This is a genomic window from Methylobacterium sp. TK31, assembly GCF_055361545.1.
Map to the genome: position 1 here is coordinate 4,004,787 of NZ_CM143964.1, position 22,064 is coordinate 4,026,850.

19 protein-coding genes are annotated in these 22,064 nt (G+C 72.7%); 9 read left to right on the forward strand and 10 right to left on the reverse strand.

The annotated features are described in order from the left end of the window. Positions 1 to 33: 33 nt before the first annotated feature. Genes ACXJY8_RS18555 through ACXJY8_RS18565 form a run of 3 tightly spaced genes read right to left on the reverse strand, consistent with a single transcriptional unit; the run spans position 34 to position 4,672 of the window. Entirely contained in the window at positions 34 to 2,904 is a 2,871-nt protein-coding gene (locus tag ACXJY8_RS18555; RefSeq protein WP_463771858.1) for a PAS domain-containing protein, read from the reverse strand. Continuing rightward, the gene (gene aroB, locus ACXJY8_RS18560; protein WP_463771861.1) at positions 2,901 to 4,019 is read right to left on the reverse strand and encodes a 3-dehydroquinate synthase; all 1,119 of its coding nucleotides are present in this window, start codon (positions 4,017 to 4,019) and stop codon (positions 2,901 to 2,903) included. Before aroB ends, ACXJY8_RS18555 begins: the two co-directional genes overlap by 4 nt. Further along, positions 4,016 to 4,672 carry a shikimate kinase gene (locus ACXJY8_RS18565; RefSeq protein ID WP_463771864.1) on the reverse strand — a complete coding sequence of 219 codons (657 nt, stop codon included), beginning with the start codon at positions 4,670 to 4,672 and terminating at the stop codon, positions 4,016 to 4,018. The genes aroB and ACXJY8_RS18565 overlap by 4 nt, the downstream gene beginning before the upstream one ends. 226 nt (positions 4,673 to 4,898) lie before the next feature. On the opposite strand from ACXJY8_RS18565, the gene ACXJY8_RS18570 reads away from it, so the two are divergent. Beyond that, entirely contained in the window at positions 4,899 to 5,051 is a 153-nt protein-coding gene (locus tag ACXJY8_RS18570) for a hypothetical protein (RefSeq protein WP_055946764.1), read from the forward strand. A 116-nt stretch (positions 5,052 to 5,167) separates the two neighbouring features. Then, complete coding sequence (locus ACXJY8_RS18575) at positions 5,168 to 6,046, forward strand: site-specific tyrosine recombinase (protein WP_463780790.1); 879 nt, start codon at positions 5,168 to 5,170, stop codon at positions 6,044 to 6,046. Positions 6,047 to 6,058: 12 nt separating this feature from the next. Here the strand turns inward: ACXJY8_RS18575 and ACXJY8_RS18580 are convergent, their stop codons facing one another. Together ACXJY8_RS18580 and ACXJY8_RS18585 are read right to left on the reverse strand one after the other, a co-directional pair. Further along, the gene (locus ACXJY8_RS18580) at positions 6,059 to 7,288 is read right to left on the reverse strand and encodes an AI-2E family transporter (RefSeq protein ID WP_463771869.1); all 1,230 of its coding nucleotides are present in this window, start codon (positions 7,286 to 7,288) and stop codon (positions 6,059 to 6,061) included. Between the two features lie 146 nt (positions 7,289 to 7,434). Beyond that, positions 7,435 to 7,911 (reverse strand): molybdenum cofactor biosynthesis protein MoaE, encoded by a 477-nt coding sequence (locus tag ACXJY8_RS18585; RefSeq protein ID WP_463771872.1) that lies wholly within the window; start codon positions 7,909 to 7,911, stop codon positions 7,435 to 7,437. Between the two features lie 150 nt (positions 7,912 to 8,061). Here ACXJY8_RS18585 and ACXJY8_RS18590 point away from each other — a divergent pair, with 150 nt between their 5' ends. Further along, positions 8,062 to 9,081, forward strand: a complete 1,020-nt coding sequence (locus ACXJY8_RS18590; RefSeq protein WP_463771874.1) for a gamma carbonic anhydrase family protein — start codon at positions 8,062 to 8,064, stop codon at positions 9,079 to 9,081. Between the two features lie 177 nt (positions 9,082 to 9,258). Continuing rightward, positions 9,259 to 9,513 carry a hypothetical protein gene (locus ACXJY8_RS18595; RefSeq protein ID WP_463771879.1) on the forward strand — a complete coding sequence of 85 codons (255 nt, stop codon included), beginning with the start codon at positions 9,259 to 9,261 and terminating at the stop codon, positions 9,511 to 9,513. Between the two features lie 59 nt (positions 9,514 to 9,572). Here the strand turns inward: ACXJY8_RS18595 and ACXJY8_RS18600 are convergent, their stop codons facing one another. Then, positions 9,573 to 11,261 (reverse strand): methyl-accepting chemotaxis protein, encoded by a 1,689-nt coding sequence (locus ACXJY8_RS18600; RefSeq protein WP_463771882.1) that lies wholly within the window; start codon positions 11,259 to 11,261, stop codon positions 9,573 to 9,575. Between the two features lie 378 nt (positions 11,262 to 11,639). Between ACXJY8_RS18600 and ACXJY8_RS18605 the strand changes: the two genes are divergently transcribed. Beyond that, a complete protein-coding gene (locus ACXJY8_RS18605; RefSeq protein ID WP_463771884.1) occupies positions 11,640 to 12,002 on the forward strand; it encodes a hypothetical protein in 363 nt (120 codons plus the stop codon). A gap of 19 nt (positions 12,003 to 12,021) precedes the next feature. Here ACXJY8_RS18605 and ACXJY8_RS18610 read toward each other — a convergent pair whose 3' ends face one another. Then, entirely contained in the window at positions 12,022 to 12,663 is a 642-nt protein-coding gene (locus ACXJY8_RS18610; protein WP_463771886.1) for a TetR/AcrR family transcriptional regulator, read from the reverse strand. 212 nt (positions 12,664 to 12,875) lie between these two features. Here ACXJY8_RS18610 and ACXJY8_RS18615 point away from each other — a divergent pair, with 212 nt between their 5' ends. Beyond that, a complete protein-coding gene (locus ACXJY8_RS18615) occupies positions 12,876 to 16,289 on the forward strand; it encodes an acyl-[ACP]--phospholipid O-acyltransferase (protein WP_463771889.1) in 3,414 nt (1,137 codons plus the stop codon). Between the two features lie 203 nt (positions 16,290 to 16,492). Further along, positions 16,493 to 17,002: a hypothetical protein gene (locus ACXJY8_RS18620; protein ID WP_463771893.1), complete on the forward strand. Its 510-nt coding sequence runs from the start codon at positions 16,493 to 16,495 to the stop codon at positions 17,000 to 17,002. A 12-nt stretch (positions 17,003 to 17,014) separates the two neighbouring features. On the opposite strand, the gene ACXJY8_RS18625 is transcribed toward ACXJY8_RS18620, so the two are convergent. Then, positions 17,015 to 18,199, reverse strand: coding sequence for an aminotransferase class I/II-fold pyridoxal phosphate-dependent enzyme (locus tag ACXJY8_RS18625; RefSeq protein WP_463771896.1), 1,185 nt, complete (start codon positions 18,197 to 18,199; stop codon positions 17,015 to 17,017). A 234-nt stretch (positions 18,200 to 18,433) separates the two neighbouring features. On the opposite strand from ACXJY8_RS18625, the gene ACXJY8_RS18630 reads away from it, so the two are divergent. Both ACXJY8_RS18630 and ACXJY8_RS18635 read left to right on the forward strand, forming a co-directional pair. Further along, entirely contained in the window at positions 18,434 to 18,817 is a 384-nt protein-coding gene (locus ACXJY8_RS18630; protein WP_018046001.1) for a response regulator, read from the forward strand. Between the two features lie 50 nt (positions 18,818 to 18,867). Further along, the gene (locus tag ACXJY8_RS18635; protein WP_463771904.1) at positions 18,868 to 19,401 is read left to right on the forward strand and encodes a protein phosphatase CheZ; all 534 of its coding nucleotides are present in this window, start codon (positions 18,868 to 18,870) and stop codon (positions 19,399 to 19,401) included. Here ACXJY8_RS18635 and ACXJY8_RS18640 read toward each other — a convergent pair whose 3' ends face one another. Then, positions 19,402 to 20,316: a TIGR01459 family HAD-type hydrolase gene (locus tag ACXJY8_RS18640; RefSeq protein ID WP_463771907.1), complete on the reverse strand. Its 915-nt coding sequence runs from the start codon at positions 20,314 to 20,316 to the stop codon at positions 19,402 to 19,404. 89 nt (positions 20,317 to 20,405) lie between these two features. Beyond that, on the reverse strand, positions 20,406 to 21,860 hold the full coding sequence (locus ACXJY8_RS18645) for an EAL domain-containing protein (RefSeq protein WP_463771909.1): 1,455 nt from the start codon (positions 21,858 to 21,860) through the stop codon (positions 20,406 to 20,408). Positions 21,861 to 22,064 lie beyond the last annotated feature (204 nt).

Genomic DNA, 22,064 nt, shown 5'->3' on the forward strand with positions numbered 1-22,064 from the left:
AGCGCCTGATTACCACGGCGCGGGCCGGGCCGGTCACGCGCCGTCGGTCCCGGCGATCAGGTCCCTGATCCGCCCGGCGAGCGCCTCCATCACGAAGGGCTTCGTCAGCACCTGCATGCCGGGCTCGAGGTAGCCGTTGCCGAGCACGGCGTTCTCGGCGTAGCCGGTGATGAACAGCACCTTCAGGCCGGGGCGCGCGACCCGGCCGGCATCGGCCATCTGGCGGCCGTTCATGCCGCCGGGCAGGCCGACATCCGTCACCAGGAGGTCGAGCCGCACGTCCGATTCGAGCACCTTGAGGCCGGCCGCCCCGTCCGCCGCCTCGATCGCGGTGTAGCCGAGATCCTCCAGCACCTCGGTGACCAGCATCCGCACCGTGGGCTCGTCGTCGACGATGAGCACGGTCTGGCCCTGCTCGGCCCGGGGCGCGTGGGCGAGGTCGGCCTCGGCCTCGCGCGCCTCGGCCTCCCCGTAGTGGCGGGGCAGGTAGAGGCACACCGTCGTGCCCTGGCCGACCTCCGAGTAGATCCGCACCTGCCCGCCCGACTGGCGGGCGAAGCCGTAGATCATCGACAGGCCGAGGCCGGTGCCCTCGCCCAGCGGCTTGGTGGTGAAGAACGGGTCGAAGGCGCGGGCGATCACCTCCGGCGTCATGCCGGTGCCGGTGTCGGTGACGCAGAGGGAGAGGAACTGGCCGGGTTCGAGGTCGCGCTCGCGGGCGGCGCGCTGGTCGAGCCACTTGTTGGCGGTCTCGATGGTGATGCGCCCGCCCTCCGGCATGGCGTCGCGGGCGTTGATGCAGAGGTTGAGGAGGGCGTTCTCGAGCTGGTTCGGATCGACCAGGGCGGTCCAGAGCCCGGCCGCGCCCACCACCTCGATGGTCACCGCGGGGCCGACCGTGCGGCGCACCAGCTCCTCCATGCCGGCGATGAGGCCGTTCACGCCGGTGGGCTTCGGGGCCAGGGTCTGCCGGCGCGAGAAGGCCAGGAGCCGGTGCGTCAGGGCGGCGGCGCGCTTGGCCGCGCCCTGCGCCGCGTTGATGTAGCGGTCGAGGTCGGTGACCCGTCCCTGCGCCATCCGGGCCTGGAGCAGCTCGAGGCTGCCGGAGATGCCCGTGAGCAGGTTGTTGAAGTCGTGGGCGAGGCCGCCGGTGAGCTGGCCCACCGCCTCCATCTTCTGCGCCTGGCGCAGGGCCGCCTCGGTCCGGCGCTGGTCGGTGATGTCGCGCCCGATGATGGTGAAGGTCTCGCCGTCGGGGGCCGCCGTCCACATCACCGTGCGGCGCTCGCCCGCCCTGGTCAGGACGCGGTCGACGAAGCCGGTCACGGTCTCGCCCCGGGCGAGGCGCCGGATCGCCTCGGCGGTCTCGGCGTGGTCGGCCGGATCGATCAAAGCCGCGAAGGGCCGGGCGAGCAGGGTGTCGTGGTCCCAGCCGAGGGTGCGGCTCCAGGCCGGGTTGATGGTCTTCAGGTAGCCGTCGAGCCCGGCGGTGCCCATCAGGTCGGTGGTGGTCTCCCAGATGCGGTCGCGCTCGCGGGTGCGGCTCTCGACCTGGCGCTCCAGGCTGGCGTTGAGCCGGGCGAGCTCGGCGCTCGCGGCCTTCTGGTCGTCGATGTCGGTGCCGGTGCCGACCCAGCGCAGGATGGCGCCCTCCGCCGCCCGGATCGACTCGGCCCGGACCAGGAACCAGCGATAGGCCCCGTCCGCGCGGCGGATGCGGACCTCGCCCGCATAGGGCCGGCCGTCGGCGCAGCAGGCCTCCCAGTCCTCCACCGCCGCCCGGTCGGCCGGATGGACGATCGCGGTCCAGGCCGCGCCCCGGACGGCCTCGAGGGCGGGGCCGCAATAGGCGGCGCAGGCGGCGTTGAACCAGTCGAGGCGCCCGTCGGCGGACGCCGCCCAGACGTGGATCGGCACCGCCTGCGCGAAGGCGTGGAACTGCGCGTCGCTCGCCCGGCGGGCCGCGGTCGCGCGGCTGCGCTCGGTGGCCGCCCGCACGCGCTCGGCGACGTTGCGCAGGAAGGCGAGCTCTTCCGGCGACCAGGACCGGGCGGTGGCGTGGTTGAGGTAGAGCAGCGCGACGAAGCCGCCGCGCTCGGTCACCGGCATGTTGACGAAGGCGTGCGCGCTGATCGCCTTCAGGGCCTCGGCGCCGGAGGCGGTGCGCGGGTCCGTGTCGGCATCGCTGCAGGTCACGGTCTCGCCGCGCTTCAGATCCTCGATGTAGGAGCCGTAGTCGCGGAAATGCAGGGTCCCGGCGAGGCTCCGGATGCCAGGGGCGTTCCAGTCGCGCTCGATCAGGATCGTCTCGGCCACCGGGTCGATGGTGCCGTAGCCGGCCCGGCTGACCCCGAGGGTGGTGCCGAGGATCTCGGCGGCCGCGTACGCGATGGCGGCGGTGTCGTCGAGGTCGCGCAGGCGGTCGCCGAGCTCGGCCACGGCGATGCGCCGGGCCTCGGCGGCCCGGCGCTCCTCGATGTCGATGGCGAGGACGAAGAAGCCCTCCACCGCGCCGGCCTCGTTCCGGCGCGGGATGTACTGGATGGCGCAGGCGCGGCGGCGGCCGTCGCCGTCCGGCAGGAACCCGTCGACCGCGATGGTCGCGCCGGCCAGCGCCCGATCCATGTCGGGGCGGCGCTCCGCGAAGGCTTCGGCGCCGAGCACCTCCCGGGCGGAACGGCCGACCAGGGTCTCGACCCGGCGCCCGAACCAGGTCTCGTAGTAGCGGTTGTTGAACCGGTAGGTGTAGTCGCGGTCGAGATAGGCCACGAGCACCGGCAGCGCGTCGGTGATCAGGCGCAGCTCCGTCTCGCGCTGTCCCGCCGGGGCGCCGCGCAGGCGGGCGATCTCGGCCTCCAGCGCGGCGATGCGGCGGTGCGGGTCCTCTGTCCCGGATTCGCTCAAGCGGCGCTCAGCTCGGCATCCAGGAAGGCGCGGACCTCGGCCCCGTCGATGCCCGGCGCGATGAAGCTCCGGCCGATGCCGCGCGCCAGGATGAAGGTCAGCGCCCCGTCGCGGACCTTCTTGTCCTGGGCCATCGCCGCCACGAGGGCATCGGCGTCGCCGCAGCCGCCCGGCACCGCCTGGAGCCGGGTCGGCAGGCCCGCGAGGGCGAGGTGGTTGGCGACCCGGCCCGCGTCCTGGCCCGGGCACAGGCCGAGGCGGGCGGAGAAGCGGAAGGCGAGCGCCAGCCCGATCGCCACCGCCTCGCCGTGGACGAGGCGGGCGGATTCGTAGCCGGTCAGCCGCTCCAGGGCGTGCGCGAAGGTGTGGCCGAGGTTGAGCAGGGCGCGCTCGCCGTCCTCGCGCTCGTCGCGCACCACCACGCCGGCCTTGGACCGGCAGCAGATCGCCACCGCCTCGTCCCGCTCCGGCCCGCCCGCGAAGATGCCGGCCCAGTGCGCCTCGCACCAGTCGAAGAAGGCGGCGTCGTTGATGAGGCCGTACTTGGCCACCTCGGCGTAGCCCGCCCGCATCTCCCGCTCCGACAGGGTGTCGAGGGTGCCGGTGTCGGCGAGCACGAGGCGGGGCTGGTGGAAGGCGCCGATGAGGTTCTTGCCGTGGGGCGAGTTGATCCCGGTCTTGCCGCCGACCGAGGAATCGACCTGGGCGAGCAGGCTCGTCGGCGCCTGCACGAAGCGCACGCCGCGGCGCAGGGTGGCGGCCGCGAAGCCCGCGAGGTCGCCGACGACGCCGCCGCCGAGGGCCACCACGAGGTCGTTGCGCTCGACCTTGTGGGCGAGGAGCCCGTCGCAGACCGCCGCGTAGGTGGCGTAGGATTTCGAGGCCTCGCCCGGGGCCACGGTGACGAGGCCCGAGCGCAGGCCCGCCGCCGCGAGGCCGTCCTGCAGGCGTGCGCCGTAGAGGGCGGCCACGTTGGTGTCGGAGACGATCACCGCCGCCTTCGCCCCGAGGGCGGCCACGTGCCGGCCGGCCTCGTCGAGGAGGCCGCGCCCGATCAGGATGTCGTAGGCCCGCCCCTGGTCGAGGGGCACGGCCACGGTGCGGCGGTCGGTCACTGGGCTGCGATTCCGGTCTGCGAGGGACGGTTCAGATAGGCGTCCAGGGCCTCCATGACGTCCTGGACGACCCGGTCGTGGGCGACGTCGCGGGAGATCACCTCCACGTCGGCGGTGGCGTAGACCGGATGGCGCTGGGCCATGAGCTGGCGCAGGGTCTCCTCCGGGTCCTCGGTCTGGAGGAGCGGGCGTCCGCCGCGCTTGCGCACCCGGCGCATCAGCACGTCGAGCTCGGCCTTCAGCCAGATCGAGACGCCGCCCTCGGCGATGCGGGCGCGGGTGGTCTCGCGCATGAAGGCGCCGCCGCCGGTGGCGAGCACCAGGGGCCCCTCGCGCATCAGGCGGGCGATCACCCGCTCCTCGCCGTCGCGAAAACTCGGCTCGCCGTAGATCGCGAAGATGTCGGGGATGGTGAGCTTGGCCGCCGTCTCGATCTCGTTGTCGGCATCCTTGAACATCAGCCCGAGGCGCGTGGCCAGCCGGCGGCCGACGGTGCTCTTGCCGGCCCCCATGAGGCCGACGAGCACGATCGACCGGTGCCCGAGGGCCCGGCGCAGGCGCAGTTCGATCGGCTCGCCGCCGGAGGCGGCGCCCGGCGGTTCGCCCGGGGGCGGAACGCCGCCCTGAGGAGGGACTTCGGTCATCACGGACATCTACACATCGTTGGGCGGGTCTTAGCGCGTTTTCCGGTGGGGGCGAAGCACCCGGCGCGGCGCGCGCACCGGAATGCCGCGGCGCCTGTGGCCCCGAAGTCATTGCCATCGGCGCCCGCGCGTGATGCAACCCCAAGCTTGTCGTCAGCCTTACCCCGGCCCCCGAGGCCATCTGGCCCCCGAGGCGCGCCCCGTCCCCAGCGCCGCACGATCGAGGTTCGTCCGAGTGCCGACCCTGTTCCGCTTCCTCGCCACCCTCGCCATCCTGGCCGGGCTCGCCTTCGCGGGGATGTTCGCGCTCGCGACCTTCGTGGTGCCGACGCCGCGCGAGATGAGCGTGACCATCCCGGCCTCGAAGCTGCAGCCGCCGAACCGGTGACGCGGGCGCCGGTCCCAGCCCCGGCCGGGCCGGGCGCGAGAGTTCCGGGCGAAGAGGCTCGGGGCGAAAGGGCTCCGGATGAAGGAGCTCCGGTTGAAGGATCTCCTGGCGAGGTCCTGATCCGCGACTACCTCGACATGCTGGCCGCCGAGCGGGGCGCGGCCGCCAACACGCTCGCGGCCTACCGGCGCGACCTCGCCGACTACCTCGCCGCCCTGGCGCGGGGCGGGCACGACCCCGTCGCGATGGAGGCCGCGCCGCTGCGCGCCTACCTCGCCGACCTCGAGACGCGCGGCCTCTCGGCGGCCTCCGCCGCGCGGCGGCTCTCCTGCATCCGCGGCTTCCACCGCTTCCTCTACGCCGAGGGCCTCGCCGAGGACGATCCCAGCGCGCCGATCGGCGGGCCGCGGCGGGTCCGGGCCCTGCCCAAGGTGCTGTCGGTGGCCGAGGTCGACGGGCTGCTCGCGGTGGCGCGCGAGAGCGCGGCGGGCGACGCACGCGGCACGCGCCTGCTCTGTCTGATCGAGCTCCTCTACGCCACGGGCCTGCGCGTCTCGGAGCTCATCGCCCTGCCCCGGGCGGCGGCCTCCACGAAGGAGCGCTACCTCGTGGTCCGGGGCAAGGGCGGGCGCGAGCGGCTGGTGCCGCTCACGGAGATCGCCCGCAGCGCCATGCGCGACCACCTCGCCAACCTGCGCGCCGACGGCCCCTGGCTGTTTCCCGCCGACAGCGAGAGCGGGCACCTGACCCGGCAATCCTTCGCCCGGGACCTGAAGATGGTGGCCGCCGCGGCCGGCCTCCGGGCCGACCGGGTCAGCCCGCACGTGCTGCGGCACGCCTTCGCGAGCCACCTGCTGCAGAACGGCGCGGACCTGCGCATCGTCCAGGAGCTGCTGGGCCACGCCGACATCTCGACGACGCAGATCTACACCCACGTCCTCGACGAGCGCCTGAAGAGCATGGTCCGCGACCTGCACCCGCTGATGGACGAGTGAGGGCCGGCGGCTTCAGCCCTCCGCCGCCTCGTGCAGGGTGTCCTCGATGTAGAGCTGCGCCAGCAGCACCTTCGCCACCGCCATCAGCGGCAGGGCCAGGGCGATGCCCCAGAGGCCGAAGATCACGCCGAGGACCAGCTGCCCGGCGAAGATCGTGGCCGGGGGGATGTCGAGGGCCTTCTTCTGGATGAAGGGCGTCAGCCCGTAGCTCTCCAGGGTCTGCACCGCGAGATAGACGCCGAGGGCTCCGAGCAGCGCCGTGGTGCCCGAGGCCAGGGAGGCGAGCAGGATCACGACGCCGGCGATCAGCGGGCCGATGGTCGGGATGAAGGCCAGGAGCCCGGCCTGGAGGCCGAGGATGAGGGCGCCGCCGATGCCTAAGAAGGCGAGGCCCGCCCAGGTGCAGACGAAGATCACCGCCATGGTGACGAGCTGGCCGAACAGCCAGTGGCGCAGGGTCTCGCCCATGCCGTCGAGGAGGGCGGTGGCGCGCTCCCGGTGCGCGGGCGGCACGAAGCGCACGAGGCCGTCGCGGTAGGCGCCCGGATCGGCCGCCACCGAGAGGCCGAGGAAGACGATGACGAGGGCGTTGCCGAGCGCGCTGAACAGGCCGATCACCACGGTGGCCGCCGGCCCGAGCACGCTGCCGGCATCCGACAGCAGCGAGCCGGGGCTCTTCATCGCCCCCGAGGCGAGGCCCGCGAGGCCGCCGGGCTTATGGCCGGAGGATGCGGAATCGTCGTCGCGCCGAGGGCCCGAATCCCCTCCGCCGGCGACGGGCTTGCTCGCGCCACCCTTGTTTTCGTCGCTCTTCTTTTCGCCGCTCTTCGTTTCGCCGCTCTTGCCGGGGGCGATCTCGGGCACGTCGATGCCGTAATCTTTGAGCCGGTCGCGCACGGTGCCGGCCTGGGCCGCCACCGTCTGGCCGAGGTCCCGCCCCTGCTGCACGATGGTGGCGCCGCCGAAGGCGATGAGGGCCAGGGTCAGCCCGGCCAGCACGAGGCTGACGAGGCTGAGGCGCAGGCCCCGGCTGCCCGGCATCACCTGGCCGAGGAGGCGCGTCAGCCCGTCGAGGAAGACGCCGAGCAGGATGCCGGCGAAGACGAGGAGCAGGGTCGAGGCCGCCATCCAGGCGAGCGCCAGGACGGCGATGAAGGCCACGACGGCGATGCCGGAGACGGCGAGCGACCAGCGGCGCGGGCGCGGGCCGGCGGGCTCCTCGCTGAGGAAGGGAATGGCCATGAACGGGTTGGGCTCCTGGCGTGCCGGTCGGGCACGCGGATGTCGGACGGATCTCCGGGCGGGTCCGGCCGCCCAGCGCCAGACCCCTCCTGCAAAAGGATGTCGCCAGCGCAGCTTGGGTTCCGTCGCCGGACGGCCCCGCGCGGCTAGGCCGGCCCGGCCGTCGTCGCGTCCCAGCGGGCCGCGGCCTGGTCGTCCGCCTCCGTCGCCTCGACCCATCCGCCGGTGCTGCCGTCGGCGAGGTGCTCGCGCTTCCAGAACGGCGCCCGGGTCTTGAGGTAATCCATCAGGAAGCTGGCCGCCTCGAAGGCCGCGATCCGGTGGCTCGACGCGGTGACCACCAGGACGATGCCCTCCCCCGGCGCCACGAGCCCGTGGCGGTGGATCACGCGCACCGCCTGGAGCGGCCAGCGCCCGCGGGCGGTCTCGACCACCCGGCCGATCTCCGCCTCGGCCATGCCGGGGTAATGCTCGAGCTCCAGCCCGGTGAGACGGCCGCCCTCGTCGCGGCACAAGCCCGTGAAGGTGACGATGGCCCCGGCCCGGCCGCCGAGCGCGTCGGTGAGGCGCGCGATCTCGGCGCCGGCGTCGAAGGGCGTGCTCTGGATGCTGACGTCGGGCATGATCTCCCCTCGGAACGGCCCCGGCCCGGAGCCGCCTTTCCGGGCGCTACACTCTTGACGAGGCCCGGCGAACCTGCCCTCACGGGCACGGGCGCTCTATGCCCCCGAACGCCCGGCGACGCCACCGGGATGCGAAGGACATTTTCCGCCGTGACCCCAGAGCTGATCCTGCCCCATGACGGCGTCCTGCCGGTCTTCTCGGCCCGTCCGGTCTGGTGCGGGCGCGCGAGCACGGTGATCGGTGACGCCACCCTCGGCGCCCAGGCCTGGCTCGGCGACCACAGCGTCATCCGCGCCGACGGCGACCGGATCGTCATCGGCGAGCGCTTCTGGCTCGGCCACCGCTCCACCGTCCACATCGCCACCAACACCTACCCGACCCTGGTGGGCGACCGGGTGACGGTGGGCCGCAACGCCGTGGTGCATGCCTGCACCGTCGGCTCGGACGTGGTGATCGAGGACGACGTGATCGTGCTCGACGGCGCGCGCGTGGAGAGCGGCGTGCTGATCGAGGCGGGGGCCACCGTGTTCCCCCGGGCGCATCTGGCCGCCGGCTTCGCCTATGCGGGCAGCCCCGCCAAGGCGGTGCGGGCGATCAGCCTGCCGGAGATCGCCGAGCAGGCGGAGCGCCTGCGCGAGGCCTCCGGCGACCTGCCGACGCCCCCGGCCGCCGACGAGCCCGAGCCCGATCCCAGCGTCTACGTCGCCCGCACGGCGCGCCTGCGCGGCCGCATCGCCCTCGGCGCCGGCTCCACCGTGCTGTTCTCCTGCGACCTCCATGCCGAGGTCGGCCCCATCGTGGTCGGGGCCAACACCAACATCCAGGACAACAGCGTCATCCGCAGCCGCGGCGAGGGCGTCGTGCTCGGGCGCGACACCACGGTCGGCCACAACGTCCGGCTCTCCGACTGCCGCATCGGCGCGCGCAGCCTGATCGGCATCGGCTGCGTCGTGGCGCCCGGCACCGTGATCGCCGACGACGTGCTGCTGGCCGCCGGCGCCGCCACCGATCCGGGCCAGCTCCTGGAGGGCGGCCATCTCTGGGGCGGGCGCCCGGCCCGCATCCTCGGACCCCTCGATGCCGAGAAGCGCGCCATGATGGCCCGGGTGGTCGAGGGCTACGTGGCCCACGGGGTGGCCTACCGGCAGGCGGAAGCGGCCCTGGCCTGAGACGGGCCTCCCGGCCCGGACCGGAGCGTCGCGGCGGGCACCGGTGACGCCGCTCTCACGGCACCCGCGCGGCGGGATCCGCCAAACCACCGCCCCGTCCGCCCCGGGAACACCTGTCGTCGAACGGACGTTGTCTGCCCCCGACGCCCGGCCCCGACGCCCCGCAGAGAGTTCCCCATGAAAGCCGTCACCCTCGCCGTCATCGCGACCTTCACCCTCGGGGGCGCCGCCCTCGCCGCCGGCAGCGGCCCGGGCTCGGCCAACAACGCGCCGGCCCAGGAGCTGGAGCAGAACGGCGCGCGGAACGCCTCCCAGTACGGCGCTCCCGCCGACACCGCGCCGGCCCAGGACCGGGTCCCGACCACGGGCTCGACCGGCCGTCCGGCCCCCGGCATGACCGACGTCGCGCCCGGCGCGCCCGCCGGCCGCTGAGACGCCGAAGGGCCCGGATCGCTCCGGGCCCTTTTTTATCCGATCGTCCTCGTCGCCGCTCAGGCGGCGCGTACGGTGGCGAGGAAGCGCTGGACCTCGGCGCTGAGATGCTCGGACTGGCGCGAGAGCTCGGAGGCCGCGCCCAGGACCTGGGCGGCCGCCGCCCCCGTCTCCTCGGCCGCCCCCGCCACCCCGGCGATGTTGGTGGTCACCGCCCCCGTGCCCATGGCCGCCTGGGCCACGTTGCGCACGATCTCCTGGGTGGCCGCCCCCTGCTCCTCCACCGCCGCCGAGATCGAGGTGGCCACACCGCTGATCTCGCGGATGCGCGCCGCGATCCCGCCGATCGCCTCCACCGCCTGGCCCGTCGACCCCTGGATCTGGGCGATGTGCTCGCCGATCTCCTCGGTGGCCCGGGCCGTCTGGTTGGCCAGCTCCTTGACCTCGGCCGCCACCACGGCAAAGCCCCGGCCCGCCTCGCCCGCGCGGGCCGCCTCGATGGTGGCGTTGAGCGCCAGCAGGTTGGTCTGGCCGGCGATCGAGGTGATCATCGTCACCACGTCGCCGATGCGCGCCACCGCCGTGTTGAGGGTCTGCACGAAGGCCGCCGTCTGGGCCGCCTCCGTCACGGCCGTCTGGGCCATGGCCGCCGAGGCGCTGACTTGGCGCCCGATCTCCTGGACCGACGAGCCGAGCTCCTCGGCCGCCGCCGCCACCGTGTTGACGTTGCAGGCGGCCTCGTCGGCGGCCGCCGCCACGCTGGTGGACTGGTTGGCGGTCTGGGTGGCGGTGCCGGCCATGCTCTGGGCGGTGGCCTGCAGCTCGGTGGCCGAGCTCGTCACCATGCTGATGATGCCCCCCACCGCCCCCTCGAAGCGGTCCGCCATCGCCCGCATCCCCGCCTGGCGCTGCGCCTCCGCCCCCGCCCGCGCCAGGACCGTCTCCTCCTCGAGGGCCCGCATCCGGATCAGGCCGTCCTTGAACACCTGCACGGCGTCCGCGATGGTGCCGATCTCGGTGCGCGCCCCCTGGTTCGGGATGGTCGCGGAGAGGTCGCCGGCCGCCAGCGCCTGCATGGGCCTCACGACGGCACCGATGCCGCCGGACACGCCGCGGATGATCGACACGGCCGAGAGGGCCGAGAGCACGACCGCCAAGCCCATGGCCGCGAGGCCCCAGCTGCGGGTGTCCTCGAAGACCGCCTTGCTCTGGGCCTGCGCCTGCGCGGCGCCGTCGTTGTTGAGGGCGGAGAGCTTGTCGAGGGCGTTGGAGGCGGCCCGGCGGACCGGCAGGCCCTTGCTCTCGTAGAGTTCGAAGGCCTGGGCCTTCTGGCCGCTGCGCGACAGATCCAGGATGGCCTGGCGCACGGGCAGGAAGGCGGCCGCCTCGCGCATGTAGGTCTCGTAGAGGGCGCGCTCCTCCGGCGAGGCGATCATCGGCTCGTAGAGTGCCCGGCGCTCGGCCAGCTTCTTGTCGAAGCGCTCCAGATCCGCCTCGATCACGGCCGCGAGCTTCGGATCGGTGGCCTGCGTGTGGCGCAGGACGACGGCGCTGATGCGCGCCGTGAGGGTGTCGATCTCGCCCAGCACCCGGATGCTCGGGAGCCAGTTCGTCTCGATCTCCAGGCTCTGCTCGCGCATGCGCTGCGTGCCGAGGAGCCCGAGGAGACCCAGCCCGACCACGAACAGGGTCATCACCGAGAAGGCCGCGATCAACCGGGCGCGGATGGACAGATTTTGCAACGACACGACGAACCTCACCCGGGGAGCCGCCCGACCAGACCAGCATGCACGGCTGGAAGCGAAAGAGCGCAGCGAATGCTTAAGATATCGCCTCCGCGAAATAGAACGCAGTTACCGCTGGTTGCAGGAAACAGAACCGGGAAGATGTTCGAGCCGATAGTCGGGTTTTCGGCGTCTCCGGTTGCGGCCGAGGTCCGGAGAGACGCGCCGGGCCGGTTCCGGACGCTGTGCTTCACGGGCTCCGGCACCCAATCCCCGAACCGTGACTGCCGGTCTGCTCGCGGGGGCCGCTCCGAGCATCGTCGCGCCGCGAGCGCCTAATCCCTACAAATTGAATCCCTCGCTTCACGACTTCGTGAGCGGCGGCGCGTCAGGATGGCGGTCATGGCCAGCGATCCCCTCTCAGCGCGCAACCTCGCCGCGACCTTCGCCGTATTCGGGCTCGGCGCGATGATGCTCGCGCCCGAACCGAGCTGGCATTCCGCCGGCATCGGCCTCGCCTGCCTGGCGGCCTTCGGGGGTCTGTCGCTCTTCCCCTCGCCCCGGCCGGGCGAGGGCGGGACGAAGGACGAGACCCCGCACCGGAGCGCCCGGCGGACCGGCGCCAAGAGCCGCGCGCGCGAGGCCGCCGCCGGAGCGAGCCCGCCCCCCGGCATGCCGGAGACTTCGTCCCCGCGCGGGCTCAACGATCCGCACCCGGCCCTGTTCAAGGGCCTGAGCAACCGCCGCAACGGATCCGCGCGCTGACCGCTCCGATCGGCACCGCTCAGGCGTCCTGCCGATCCGGCGCCAGCGAGCCCGATGTCCCGAGAAACCGCCGGATCAGCAGACGCGCGAGGTCGCGCGGGGATTCCGGGGTCAGCACCGCGAGTTTGCGCGAGGTCGAGAGCGAGGCGAGCCCGTGCAGGGCCGCCCAGAGGGTCGCCACCGCCTGCCGGCGCTCATCCGCATCGGGGATCATCGGCGCGAGCACCCGGGCGACGAGATCGGTCGTCTGCCCCAGAGCCTCGGCGTACCAGTCCGGGAAAGCACTGTCCGGTGCGATCTGGTGCTCGTAGACGAGGCTCCAGACCTGCGGGTCGGCGGCGACGAAGGCGAGGTAGGCATCGGCGAGCGCCAGGGCCTTCTCCGGCGGCGCGGCCTCCGAGGCCACGGCCGCCTCGAGGGTCGCCTGCAGGCGCGCCAGGGTGCGGGCATTCACCCGCATCGTCACCGCGTCGAGGTCGCCGACCGCGTTGTAGATCGAGTTCGGCGCGTAGCCGATGGCACTGGCGAGCCGGCGCATCCCGAGGCCCCGCAGGCCCTCGCGCCGGACGAGCCCTTCGGCGGCCTTCGTCACCAGCGCCAGGAACTCGTCGCGATTGTGCTCGCCGCGCGGGCCCGTGCCCCGCTTCTCCACCCCCGCCATCGCCACTCCCGCTCCGCCGATCCGGCCCCGATTGCACGGGCGACGGTGTGCCGCCGCACAGGTCCGCCCCTCTGATTGCACGCCGTGCAATCGCGCCATTGAACCCGATCTGCGGCGGCGATATGTTTTGAACGTTGTTCAAAGGACGCACGGCCTGCCATTTGACGCTACCGCCTCGCGCGGGCAGTCATGCGTCGTCCGAGGAGACTTCCATGTTCCGTACCTTGATGACGACGCGCCGGTTCGCACCCCTGTTCTGGTGCCAGTTCTTCTCGGCCTTCAACGACAACTTCCTCAAGAACGCCCTGGTGTTCCTGATCCTGTTCAAGGTGGGCGGCGAGGGCGGCGGCTCGCCGATGCTGGTGACTTTGGCGGGGGCGGTCTTCATCGGCCCGTTCTTCATCCTCTCTGGCCTCGGCGGGCAGATGGCCGATCGCTACGACAAGGCGCTCATCGCCAAGCGGCTGAAATTCGCCGAGATCTTCGCCGCCGCCGCCGCCGCCCTGGGCTTCTGGATGCACGCCGTCCCGGTGCTGTTCGTGGCGCTGGGCCTGTTCGGCACGATCGCGGCCCTGTTCGGGCCGATCAAGTACGGCATCCTGCCCGACCATCTGCGCCGGGAGGAACTCACGGCCGGGAACGCGCTGGTCGAGGCCGCGACCTTCCTCGCCATCCTGCTGGGCACCATCGTGGCGGGCCTCGCCACCGCCATGGGCGGCGGCGCGCTGGCCTTCAGCTCGATGATCATGGTGTTCGCCGTCCTGTGCTGGCTCTCGGCCCGGGCGATCCCGTCCACCGGCGAGGCCGCCCCGACCCTGCGGGTCGACCCCAACGTCGCCCGCTCCACCGGCGCCCTCCTGCGCGATCTCTGGGGCGACACCCGGCTGTGGCGCGGCTCGCTCATCGTGAGCTGGTTCTGGCTCGTGGGGGCGGTGGTGCTGTCGCTGCTTCCCGTGCTGGTGCGGCAGAGCCTCAACGGCTCCGAGACCGTGGTGACGACCCTGCTCGCGGTGTTCTCCATCGGCATCGCGGTGGGCTCGGGACTGGCCTCCTGGCTCGCCAGCGGCCGCATCGTGCTGCTGCCCACCCCCGTCGGCGCCCTGCTGATGGGGGCCTTCGGCCTCGACCTCGCCTGGACGGTCGCGCATCTCCCCCCCGTCTCGGGCGATCCCTCGGGAGCCTGGGACTTCCTCACCACGGGCACCGGCCTGCGCGTCACGGTCGACCTGTTCGGCCTCGCGGTCGCGGGCGGCCTCTACATCGTGCCCTCCTTCGCCGCCGTGCAGGCCTGGACCGACAAGGACAAGCGCGCCCGCGTCATCGGCGCCGTCAACGTGCTCACCGCCGCCTTCATGGTGACGGGGGCGCTGGGCCTCGCCGCCCTGCAGGGCGCCGGCTGGTCGATGGCGGCGCTGCTCGCTCTGCTCGGCGTGCTCAACCTCATCGCCGGCATCGTCATCCTCGCCGTCCTGCCGACGAGCCCGTTCCGCGATTTCCTGTCGATCCTGTTCCGGGCCTTCTACCGCCTGGAGGTGCGCGGCCTCGAGAACGTCGAGAAGGCCGGCCCGAACGCCATCATCGCCCTCAACCACGTCTCCTTCCTCGATGCGCCGCTCGCCCTCTCGCTCCTCGACCAGGAGCCCGTCTTCGCCGTCGACCACGGCATCGCGCAGCGCTGGTGGGTGAAGCCCTTCCTAGCGATGACGAAGGCGATGCCGCTGGACCCGACCCGGCCCCTGGCCACCCGCACCCTGATCAACGCGGTCAAGAACGGCGAGACGCTGATCATCTTCCCCGAAGGCCGCCTCACCGTCACCGGCAGCCTGATGAAGGTCTATGACGGGGCCGGCCTCATCGCCGACAAATCCGGGGCCATGGTGGTGCCGGTGAAGATCGACGGCCTGGAGAAGACGGTCTTCTCGCGCCTGTCGAAGAACCAGGTGAAGCGGCGCTGGTGGCCGAAGGTCACCGTCACGATCCTTTCGCCGGTCGCCCTTAACGTGGACCCGGCCCTCAAGGGCAAGGCTCGCCGGCAGGCGGCGGGCGCCGCGCTCTACGGGATCATGTCCGACCTCGTCTTCCGCACCACGGATATCGACCGCGGCCTGATGCAGGCCCTGATCGCGGCGGGCGACCGCCACGGCTGGCGCCGCACGGCCGTCGAGGATCCCACCGGCGCCTTGAGCTTCTCCCGGCTGGTGATGGGCGCCAACATCCTGGGGCGCAAGCTCCAGGGGCTCGGCGCCCCGGGTAAGCCGCTCGGCGTGATGCTGCCGAACGCCAACGGCGCCGCCGTCACCCTGTTCGCCCTGGCCTCGGCCGGCCGCGTCCCGGCGATGATCAACTTCTCGGCCGGGGCCGCTAATATCCTGTCGGCCTGCAGGACGGCCGAGGTCGACACCGTCCTGACCTCCCGCGCCTTCATCGAGAAGGGTCGCCTCGGCGCCCTCGTGGAGGCGATCGGGGGCGCCGTCACCCTGGTCTACCTCGAGGACATCCGCGCCGGCATCACGACGGGCGACAAGCTGCGCGGCTTCCTGGCCAAACGCGCGCCCCTGGTGGCCCGGCGCGGCGACGATCCGGCCGCGATCCTGTTCACCTCCGGCTCGGAGGGCGCGCCCAAGGGTGTGGTGCTCGCCAACCGCAACATGCTCGCCAACACCGCGCAGGTGGCGGCCCGGATCGATTTCGGCCCGAGCGACAAAGTGTTCAACGTGCTGCCGGTGTTCCACGCCTTCGGGCTAACGGCGGGGCTGGTGCTGCCCCTGGTCTCGGGCGTCCCGGTCTACCTCTACCCCTCGCCCCTGCACTACCGGATCGTGCCCGAACTCATCTACGGCTCCAACGCCACCGTCCTGTTCGGCACCGACACCTTCCTGGCCGGCTACGCCAAGACCGCCCATTCCTACGATCTGCGCTCGTTGCGCTACGTGGTGGCCGGCGCCGAGGCGGTGAAGGATTCCACCCGCAAGACCTGGGGCGAGAAGTTCGGCCTGCGCATCCTGGAAGGCTACGGCGTCACCGAGTGCGGCCCGGTGGTCGCCCTCAACACACCGATGTTCAACCGCTTCGGCACGGTCGGCCGGCTCCTGCCGGGCCAGGAATGGCGCCTGGAGCCGGTGCCCGGCATCGAGGAGGGGGGGCGCCTGTCCCTGCGCGGCCCCAACATCATGCTGGGCTACCTGCGGCCCGAGCGCCCCGGCAGCATCGAGGCGCCTCCGCAAGGCTGGCACGACACCGGCGACATCGTCGCCCTCGATGCCCAGGGCTTCGTCACCATCAAGGGGCGGGCCAAGCGCTTCGCCAAGATCGCGGGCGAGATGGTGTCGCTCGCGAGCGTCGAGGCCGTCGCGGCCGAACTCTGGCCGGACGTGCCGAGCGCCGTCGCCGCGGTGCCGGATGCGCGCAAGGGCGAACGGCTGGTGCTGTTCACGCAAGCCAAGGACGCGACCCGCGCCGCCTACCTGAGCTTCGCCAAGGGCAAGGGCGTGCCGGAGATCGCGATGCCCGCCGAGGTCGTGGTCCTGGAGCGCGTCCCCATGCTCGGCACCGGCAAGGTCGATCAGGTCAGCGTGGTCAAGCTCGCCCGCGAGCGCGCCGCCGGCGAGGCGCCCGCGGCGGCCTGAGCGCGGCCTCGCTCCGGGCCCCCGTGCGCGGCCGGACGCCGGATTCGCCGGTCCGGATTCAGGCCCATCCGCGCCGGCCCATCGTCCGGCGCCCCGCCTCCGAGCCCGGAAAATCACCGTCCGGGCGGCGGTTTGGGACGCCGAGACAACAGATATGGACTCCCAGACCAAGCAACCGACTCAACCCGGCGGCGGGATCGATTATGCTGTTGCCCACGCTGCTGGACCCGATGGCCGGGCCGTGCAGGGGATGGGATCACGGGTGCGCGCGGCGCGCCACGCTGGATCTCGCACAGATGGCAACAGGCGAGATGACCGCTGACATTCGCACGTTCCGATCCCCCGGCGACAGGACCGGCGCGGCGGCATCGGGCCTTCCGGACGCGACGGCCGGCGCCCGCCCCGTCGTGCTCTCGCGCATCGCCCTGCCTGCCCATGGCACCACTCAGTATCCCCGGGGGAGACTCACGGTCGTGACGGAAAAGACCCATCCCGAAGCCTTCGGCCACGACGGATCCTCCGATGAGGGCCTCCCCGAGGACGAGGCCGTGGAATTCCACGACATCGGGAACACGGCGCAGATCATGCGCCGCCGCGGCCCCCTGGTGACGCGCTGGATCGGGTTCTCGGCCCAGCGCCGGCGGGCGCAGGAGCGCTCGAACCGGCTCCGGGACCGCCATCACGGGGGCAGCGAGGCCCGCTCCAACTCCTGATCCCCGTCCGCGTCAGGACTCGGACGGGCTCTGCGGCCCGATGCCGAGCTCGCGCAGCGCATCGGCGAGGCCGTCGACCTGGTCCGCCACGTGCGCGGCCGAGAACGCCACCCGCAGGCGGGCGGTGCCGGGCGGCACCGTCGGCGGGCGGATCGCGACGACGAGGTAGCCCCGCGCCTCCAGCGCGGCCGAGAGGGCCAGCGCCGCCTCCGCCGCGCCGACGAGGACGGGCACGATCGGACTGGCCGCCTCGGGTAGCCCGAGCCGCGCCGTGAAGCGGCGGGCGAGGGCCAGGGTCCGGGCCGCCCGTTCGGGTTCCGCCTCGATGATCTCCAGGGCGCGCAGGGCCGCCGCCGCCGAAGCGGGCGGAAGGCCCGTGGTGTAGACGAAGCTGCGGGCCCGGCTCGTCATCAGGTCGACGACGTCGCGCGAGGCGCAGAGATAGCCGCCATAGGAGCCCAGCGACTTCGACAGGGTGCCCATCTCGAGGGGCGCGCGGGCGCCCGCCTCCACCACGCCCAGGCCGTGGGCATCGTCCACCAGGGTCCAGGCATCGTGGGCGGCGGCGACCTCCAGGATCGCCTCCAGGGGCGCGCGGTCCCCGTCCATGCTGAAGACCCGCTCGGTCAGGATCAGGGCCCGTCCGTGCCGACCCCGGCGCGCGGCGAGGATGTCCCGCAGGTGCCCGACGTCGTTGTGCCGGAAGCGCAGCATCGTCGCCCCGGAAACCTGCGTCCCGGCGAACAGGCAGGAATGGCCGAGCGCATCGACGAGGACGAGGTCCTTGGGCCCGGCCAGGGCCGGCACGATGCCGAGATTGGCCATGTAGCCGCTGCCGAAGACCAGGGCAGCGGCCTTGCCCTTGTGGGCCGCGAGCCGCGCCTCCAGGGCGGCGAGGACGGGATGGTTGCCGGTGACGAGGCGGGAGGCGCCCGCCCCGGCCCCGTAGCGCGCCAGCGCCTCCTGTGCCGCGGCGATCACCCGCGGATCGTCGGAGAGCCCGAGGTAATCGTTGCAGGAGAACGAGATCAGGCTCCGACCTTGCCGGCGCGCCTCCGGTCCGGGTCCGCGGGCGGTGTCGACGAGGCGGCGGCGCAGGGCGCGCGCCTCGAGGTCGGCCAGGGTCTGCCGGGCGAAGGCGTCGAGGCTGGACGGGTCGGAACCGGCGGTGTCGGACGGGCGCGGCGCGAGGGACATGGCGACCGCATGGGGGCGAGGGCGGCGGCCTTGTCAAGACGGACTTGGTCCATTCCCGCCATCCCCGGACATTCGGCAAGTCAAGACAAGATGGACCGCTTGGGCAGTTAACCGCTTCGCAATGCGATGCGGCGTAGTTTCATCGGCAAGGGGCGTCCGGACTTCGGCGCTCCGGCCCATTCCCGGAGCGCCGTGCCGAGGCACGCGCCATCCCCTGACGGAGCACACCGAACCATGGCCCTCGATCTCGGCATGCCGATCCTCGTCGTCGACGATTATCAGACGATGGTCCGTATCATCCGCAACCTCCTGAAGCAGCTCGGCTTCGAGGAGGTCGACGACGCCTCCGACGGCACCGCCGCCCTCGCCCGCCTCAAGAACCGCAAGTACGGCCTCGTGATCTCCGACTGGAACATGGAGCCGATGACGGGCTACGAGCTGCTGCGCCACGTCCGCGCCGACGAGGCCCTGCGCACCACCCCGTTCATCATGGTCACCGCCGAGTCGAAGACCGAGAACGTCATCGCCGCCAAGAAGGCCGGCGTGAACAACTACATCGTCAAGCCGTTCAACGCCGCCACCCTCAAGAGCAAGATCGAAGCCGTCTGCGGCGCCTGATCGATCCGGAACGCAGCCGCGGAACACCGCATTCGGGGAGCCGGAAGCTCATGGCATTCGCCAAGCAGGCGCGGAAAGTGAATGCCGCGCCAGACAAGCCGTCCTTGATCCGAGAGCTGGTCGAGATCGCGGACTACATCGCCCACCTGCGCAACGAGATCGCCGCCTTGCGGGCCAACGAGTTCACCCGGGACCGCCTGCCGATGGCGCACGAGGAGCTCGGCAGCGTGGTGGCCGCCACGGCGGGCGCCACGAACTCCATCATGAACACGGCCGAGGAGATCCTCGGCCTGCCCGACGACAAGAACTACCGCGCCACCGTCGAGGCGCGCATGAACGACATCTTCGAGGCCTGCACCTTCCAGGACATCACTGGCCAGCGGATCGCCAAGGTGGTGGAGGCGCTGCGCCAGCTCGAGAGCCGGCTCTCGCGCTTCGCCAGCGCCGTCAAGGCCAAGGACGAGGGCGGCATCGATCCGGAGGAGGTCGAGCGCCGGGTGCGCAAGGAACTGCTCATCCTCAACGGCCCGCAGCTCAACGGCCCGGCCGTCGCCCAGGACGAGATCGACGCGCTGTTCGCCTGATCACCAGACCAGGCGCTCGATCACCGCATCCGGCCGGACCGCCTGACGGTCGAGCCAATCGGCGATGTCCCCGAGGCTGGCATGCGCCGCCGAGACGCCGAGTTCCTCCGCGTGGATTCCGCGCGCCACCAGCAGGCTGGAAATTCCGAACCCGGACGCGCCCGCGATGTCGGTGCGCAGGGCGTCCCCGATGGCGAGCACCCGGCCCCGCTCCGGCGCGGCCCGGTCGTCGAGGCCGCCCGCCAGCGCGAGGGCGGCGTCGTAGACGGGGCGATGCGGCTTGCCCGCATAGGTCACCGCGCCGCCCATCGCCGCGTAGGCCTCCGCGATCAGCCCGGCGCAGGGAATGAGTTCGCCCCGGCGCTCGACCACGAGGTCGGGATTGGCGCAGATCATCGGGACGCCCCGGGCCAGCATTCCCTCCAGCGTCCCGCGGTAATCCTCGGCGGTCTCGCGGGTATCGTCGAACAGTCCGGTGCAGACGACGCGCTCGGCCCGGGCGACGTCGACCAGGGTCACGTCGAGGCCGTCGAAGATCGTGGCGTCGCGCTCCGGCCCGAGATGGTGCAGGTGCTCGCCGGGCCGGGCGGCGATCAGGCTGCGGGTCAGGTCGCCCGAGGTCAGGATCGCATCGTAGGCATCGCGGGGCACGCCGAACCCGTCGAGGATCGCCTGCACCCCGGCCCAGGGACGCGGCGCGTTCGAGACCAGGACCACCCGGCGCGGCCGCCCGTCCTGCGGGAGGGCCCGGAAGCGGATCAGCGCCTCGCCGGCGCCCCGATGGGCGTTGGTGCCGTCGTGCAGCACACCCCAGACATCGCAGAGGACGAGGTCGTAATCGGCCGCGATCGCGGCGAAGCCCTCAAGGGTCGGGACGGGCCGGGACGCAGCGGGGCGTGCGGACGTATCGGGCATGCGGCGGGCCTCAACCTGGACGGCGGACGTGGCGGGGGAGCGCCGTCCGGTTAGGCGGGACCCGGCCGAAAATCAACGCCGCGCGGGTTTCAGCCCGCCCTGCGCAGGAAGTCGCGGAAGGGCCGGCGCTGGGGCGGCGGTTCCGGATCCTCGTTCGGCGGACCGGGCTCCGGCGCGGGCGGGGCCGCGTTGAGCACCTCGGCACGCACCACGCGGGCGGGCGCGAACACGCTGCCCTGCGCCATGGGTACGTCGAGCTCGATGAGGTCCGGCACGTCGGTCTCGCGCTCGACGCGCTCGGCCACGAGGCGGATGCCGGCCCGCGCCAGGGACGCCACGAGGTCCTCGAGGGCGATGTCGGGCATCGACTGGCGTGAATCTGGGCGCAGGAGCAGGTCCGCCGGGACCTTCACCTGCGCGACTCCGCGGTCGGCGAGGGCCAGGGGATCGAGGCGCAGGTCGAGGGGCCGGTCCAGGATGAAGCCGATGCGGCCGCGCAGGTCGGAGAGGGCCCCGGCCTGCTCGGCGTCGAGGCTGCGCCAGCTCAGCTGCGGCAGCGCCAGCATGACCCGGCCCGACAGGTCCGGCGTGCCCTCCACCAGGCGTCCGAGGGAGCGCAGGAAGCCCGGCTCGAACAGGGAGCGCGGCGACAGCCCATAGGCCACCGCCGCCTGGCTGCCGCGCCCGGCGAGGTGCTGCGCGATGGTCGCGACGCGCTGGATCATGCGGCGGTCGAGGTCGGTGGTGCGCCCGTGGCGCTCAAGCACCGGCACGAAGGCCTCGGGCATCAGGGTCTCGCCGGCCAGCCGCAGGCGCGCCATCGCCTCGTAGGACACCACCTTGCGCTGGGGCAGCGACACGATGGGCTGGAGATGGACCTCGAGCCCGGCCGCATCGAAGGCGGCGATCAGGGCGGCGTCGCGCTCCGGATCGCGGGCCGGGGCTTCCGCCCGGCCGAGGGCCCGCGGCGTCCAGGGCACGGCCGGGGACGGATCGGCGCGCCGGGGCGGTGCCTCGAAGCGCGGCTCCAGGCGCATCTCGGGCTCGGGGGCGAGGACCCGCGGCGCAGGGCGCACCGGGGGTGCGACGGGGGGAGCGACCGGGGGTGGCGCGGCCTTGAGGACCGCGATGTCCCCGTCCTGCGCCGCGACCACGGCCGCGAGTTCCCGCACGATGCCGCTGAGGAGCCCGATCTCGGCCGTGACTTCCTCGATACCGGCGCTGAGGTCGCGGGTATCCGGGCCGGATGCGGCCGCCGGGAGTTCGGCATCGACGGCGCGGACCTGCTGCTCGGCCAGGGCGCGGGTGACCGTCTCCAGCCGGACCAGGCGCTGCGACAGCACGTTGACCTCGCCCGACAGCTTCTCGCAGCGGGCGTTGAGCGTCCCCGCGCGACGGTGGGCGACGAGGGCAGCCGCCAGCCCGATCCCGGCGAGCCCGAGGCTCGCCCCGAGCGGGGAGAAGACCGCGAGCGGTCCGAGAAGGCAGAGCCCGAGCAGGCCGAGGGCCCACAGGCTCGTACGCCGGCCGATGATCCGGGCCATCGGAGTCTTCGATCCTCGAAACCAGGGGAGAACACGGGAGCCGTCCCGGCCTCGGGCCGGTCCGATGCCCTTTTGTTGCCGAGACGCTCGCGGCCCACAAGCCACCGGGCGGCGGCGGAAACGGATTTTCCCGAACTGTGACTTGTGGTTCCGGGCCGCGCGCACCGGGCCGCTTGCATCAGCGCGGCGAGGCGCCACAATGCG

Bases quoted from the DNA above. Each gene is read 5' to 3' on its own strand.
- ACXJY8_RS18565 (WP_463771864.1), bottom strand. From the start codon at position 4,672: ATGTCCGTGATGACCGAAGTCCCTCCTCAGGGCGGCGTTCCGCCCCCG.
- ACXJY8_RS18580 (WP_463771869.1), bottom strand. From the start codon at position 7,288: ATGGCCATTCCCTTCCTCAGCGAGGAGCCCGCCGGCCCGCGCCCGCGC.
- ACXJY8_RS18585 (WP_463771872.1), bottom strand. From the start codon at position 7,911: ATGCCCGACGTCAGCATCCAGAGCACGCCCTTCGACGCCGGCGCCGAG.
- ACXJY8_RS18595 (WP_463771879.1), top strand. From the start codon at position 9,259: ATGAAAGCCGTCACCCTCGCCGTCATCGCGACCTTCACCCTCGGGGGC.
- ACXJY8_RS18605 (WP_463771884.1), top strand. From the start codon at position 11,640: ATGGCCAGCGATCCCCTCTCAGCGCGCAACCTCGCCGCGACCTTCGCC.
- ACXJY8_RS18610 (WP_463771886.1), bottom strand. From the start codon at position 12,663: ATGGCGGGGGTGGAGAAGCGGGGCACGGGCCCGCGCGGCGAGCACAAT.
- ACXJY8_RS18615 (WP_463771889.1), top strand. From the start codon at position 12,876: ATGTTCCGTACCTTGATGACGACGCGCCGGTTCGCACCCCTGTTCTGG.
- ACXJY8_RS18620 (WP_463771893.1), top strand. From the start codon at position 16,493: ATGCTGTTGCCCACGCTGCTGGACCCGATGGCCGGGCCGTGCAGGGGA.
- ACXJY8_RS18625 (WP_463771896.1), bottom strand. From the start codon at position 18,199: ATGTCCCTCGCGCCGCGCCCGTCCGACACCGCCGGTTCCGACCCGTCC.
- ACXJY8_RS18630 (WP_018046001.1), top strand. From the start codon at position 18,434: ATGGCCCTCGATCTCGGCATGCCGATCCTCGTCGTCGACGATTATCAG.
- ACXJY8_RS18635 (WP_463771904.1), top strand. From the start codon at position 18,868: ATGGCATTCGCCAAGCAGGCGCGGAAAGTGAATGCCGCGCCAGACAAG.
- ACXJY8_RS18640 (WP_463771907.1), bottom strand. From the start codon at position 20,316: ATGCCCGATACGTCCGCACGCCCCGCTGCGTCCCGGCCCGTCCCGACC.
- ACXJY8_RS18645 (WP_463771909.1), bottom strand. From the start codon at position 21,860: ATGGCCCGGATCATCGGCCGGCGTACGAGCCTGTGGGCCCTCGGCCTG.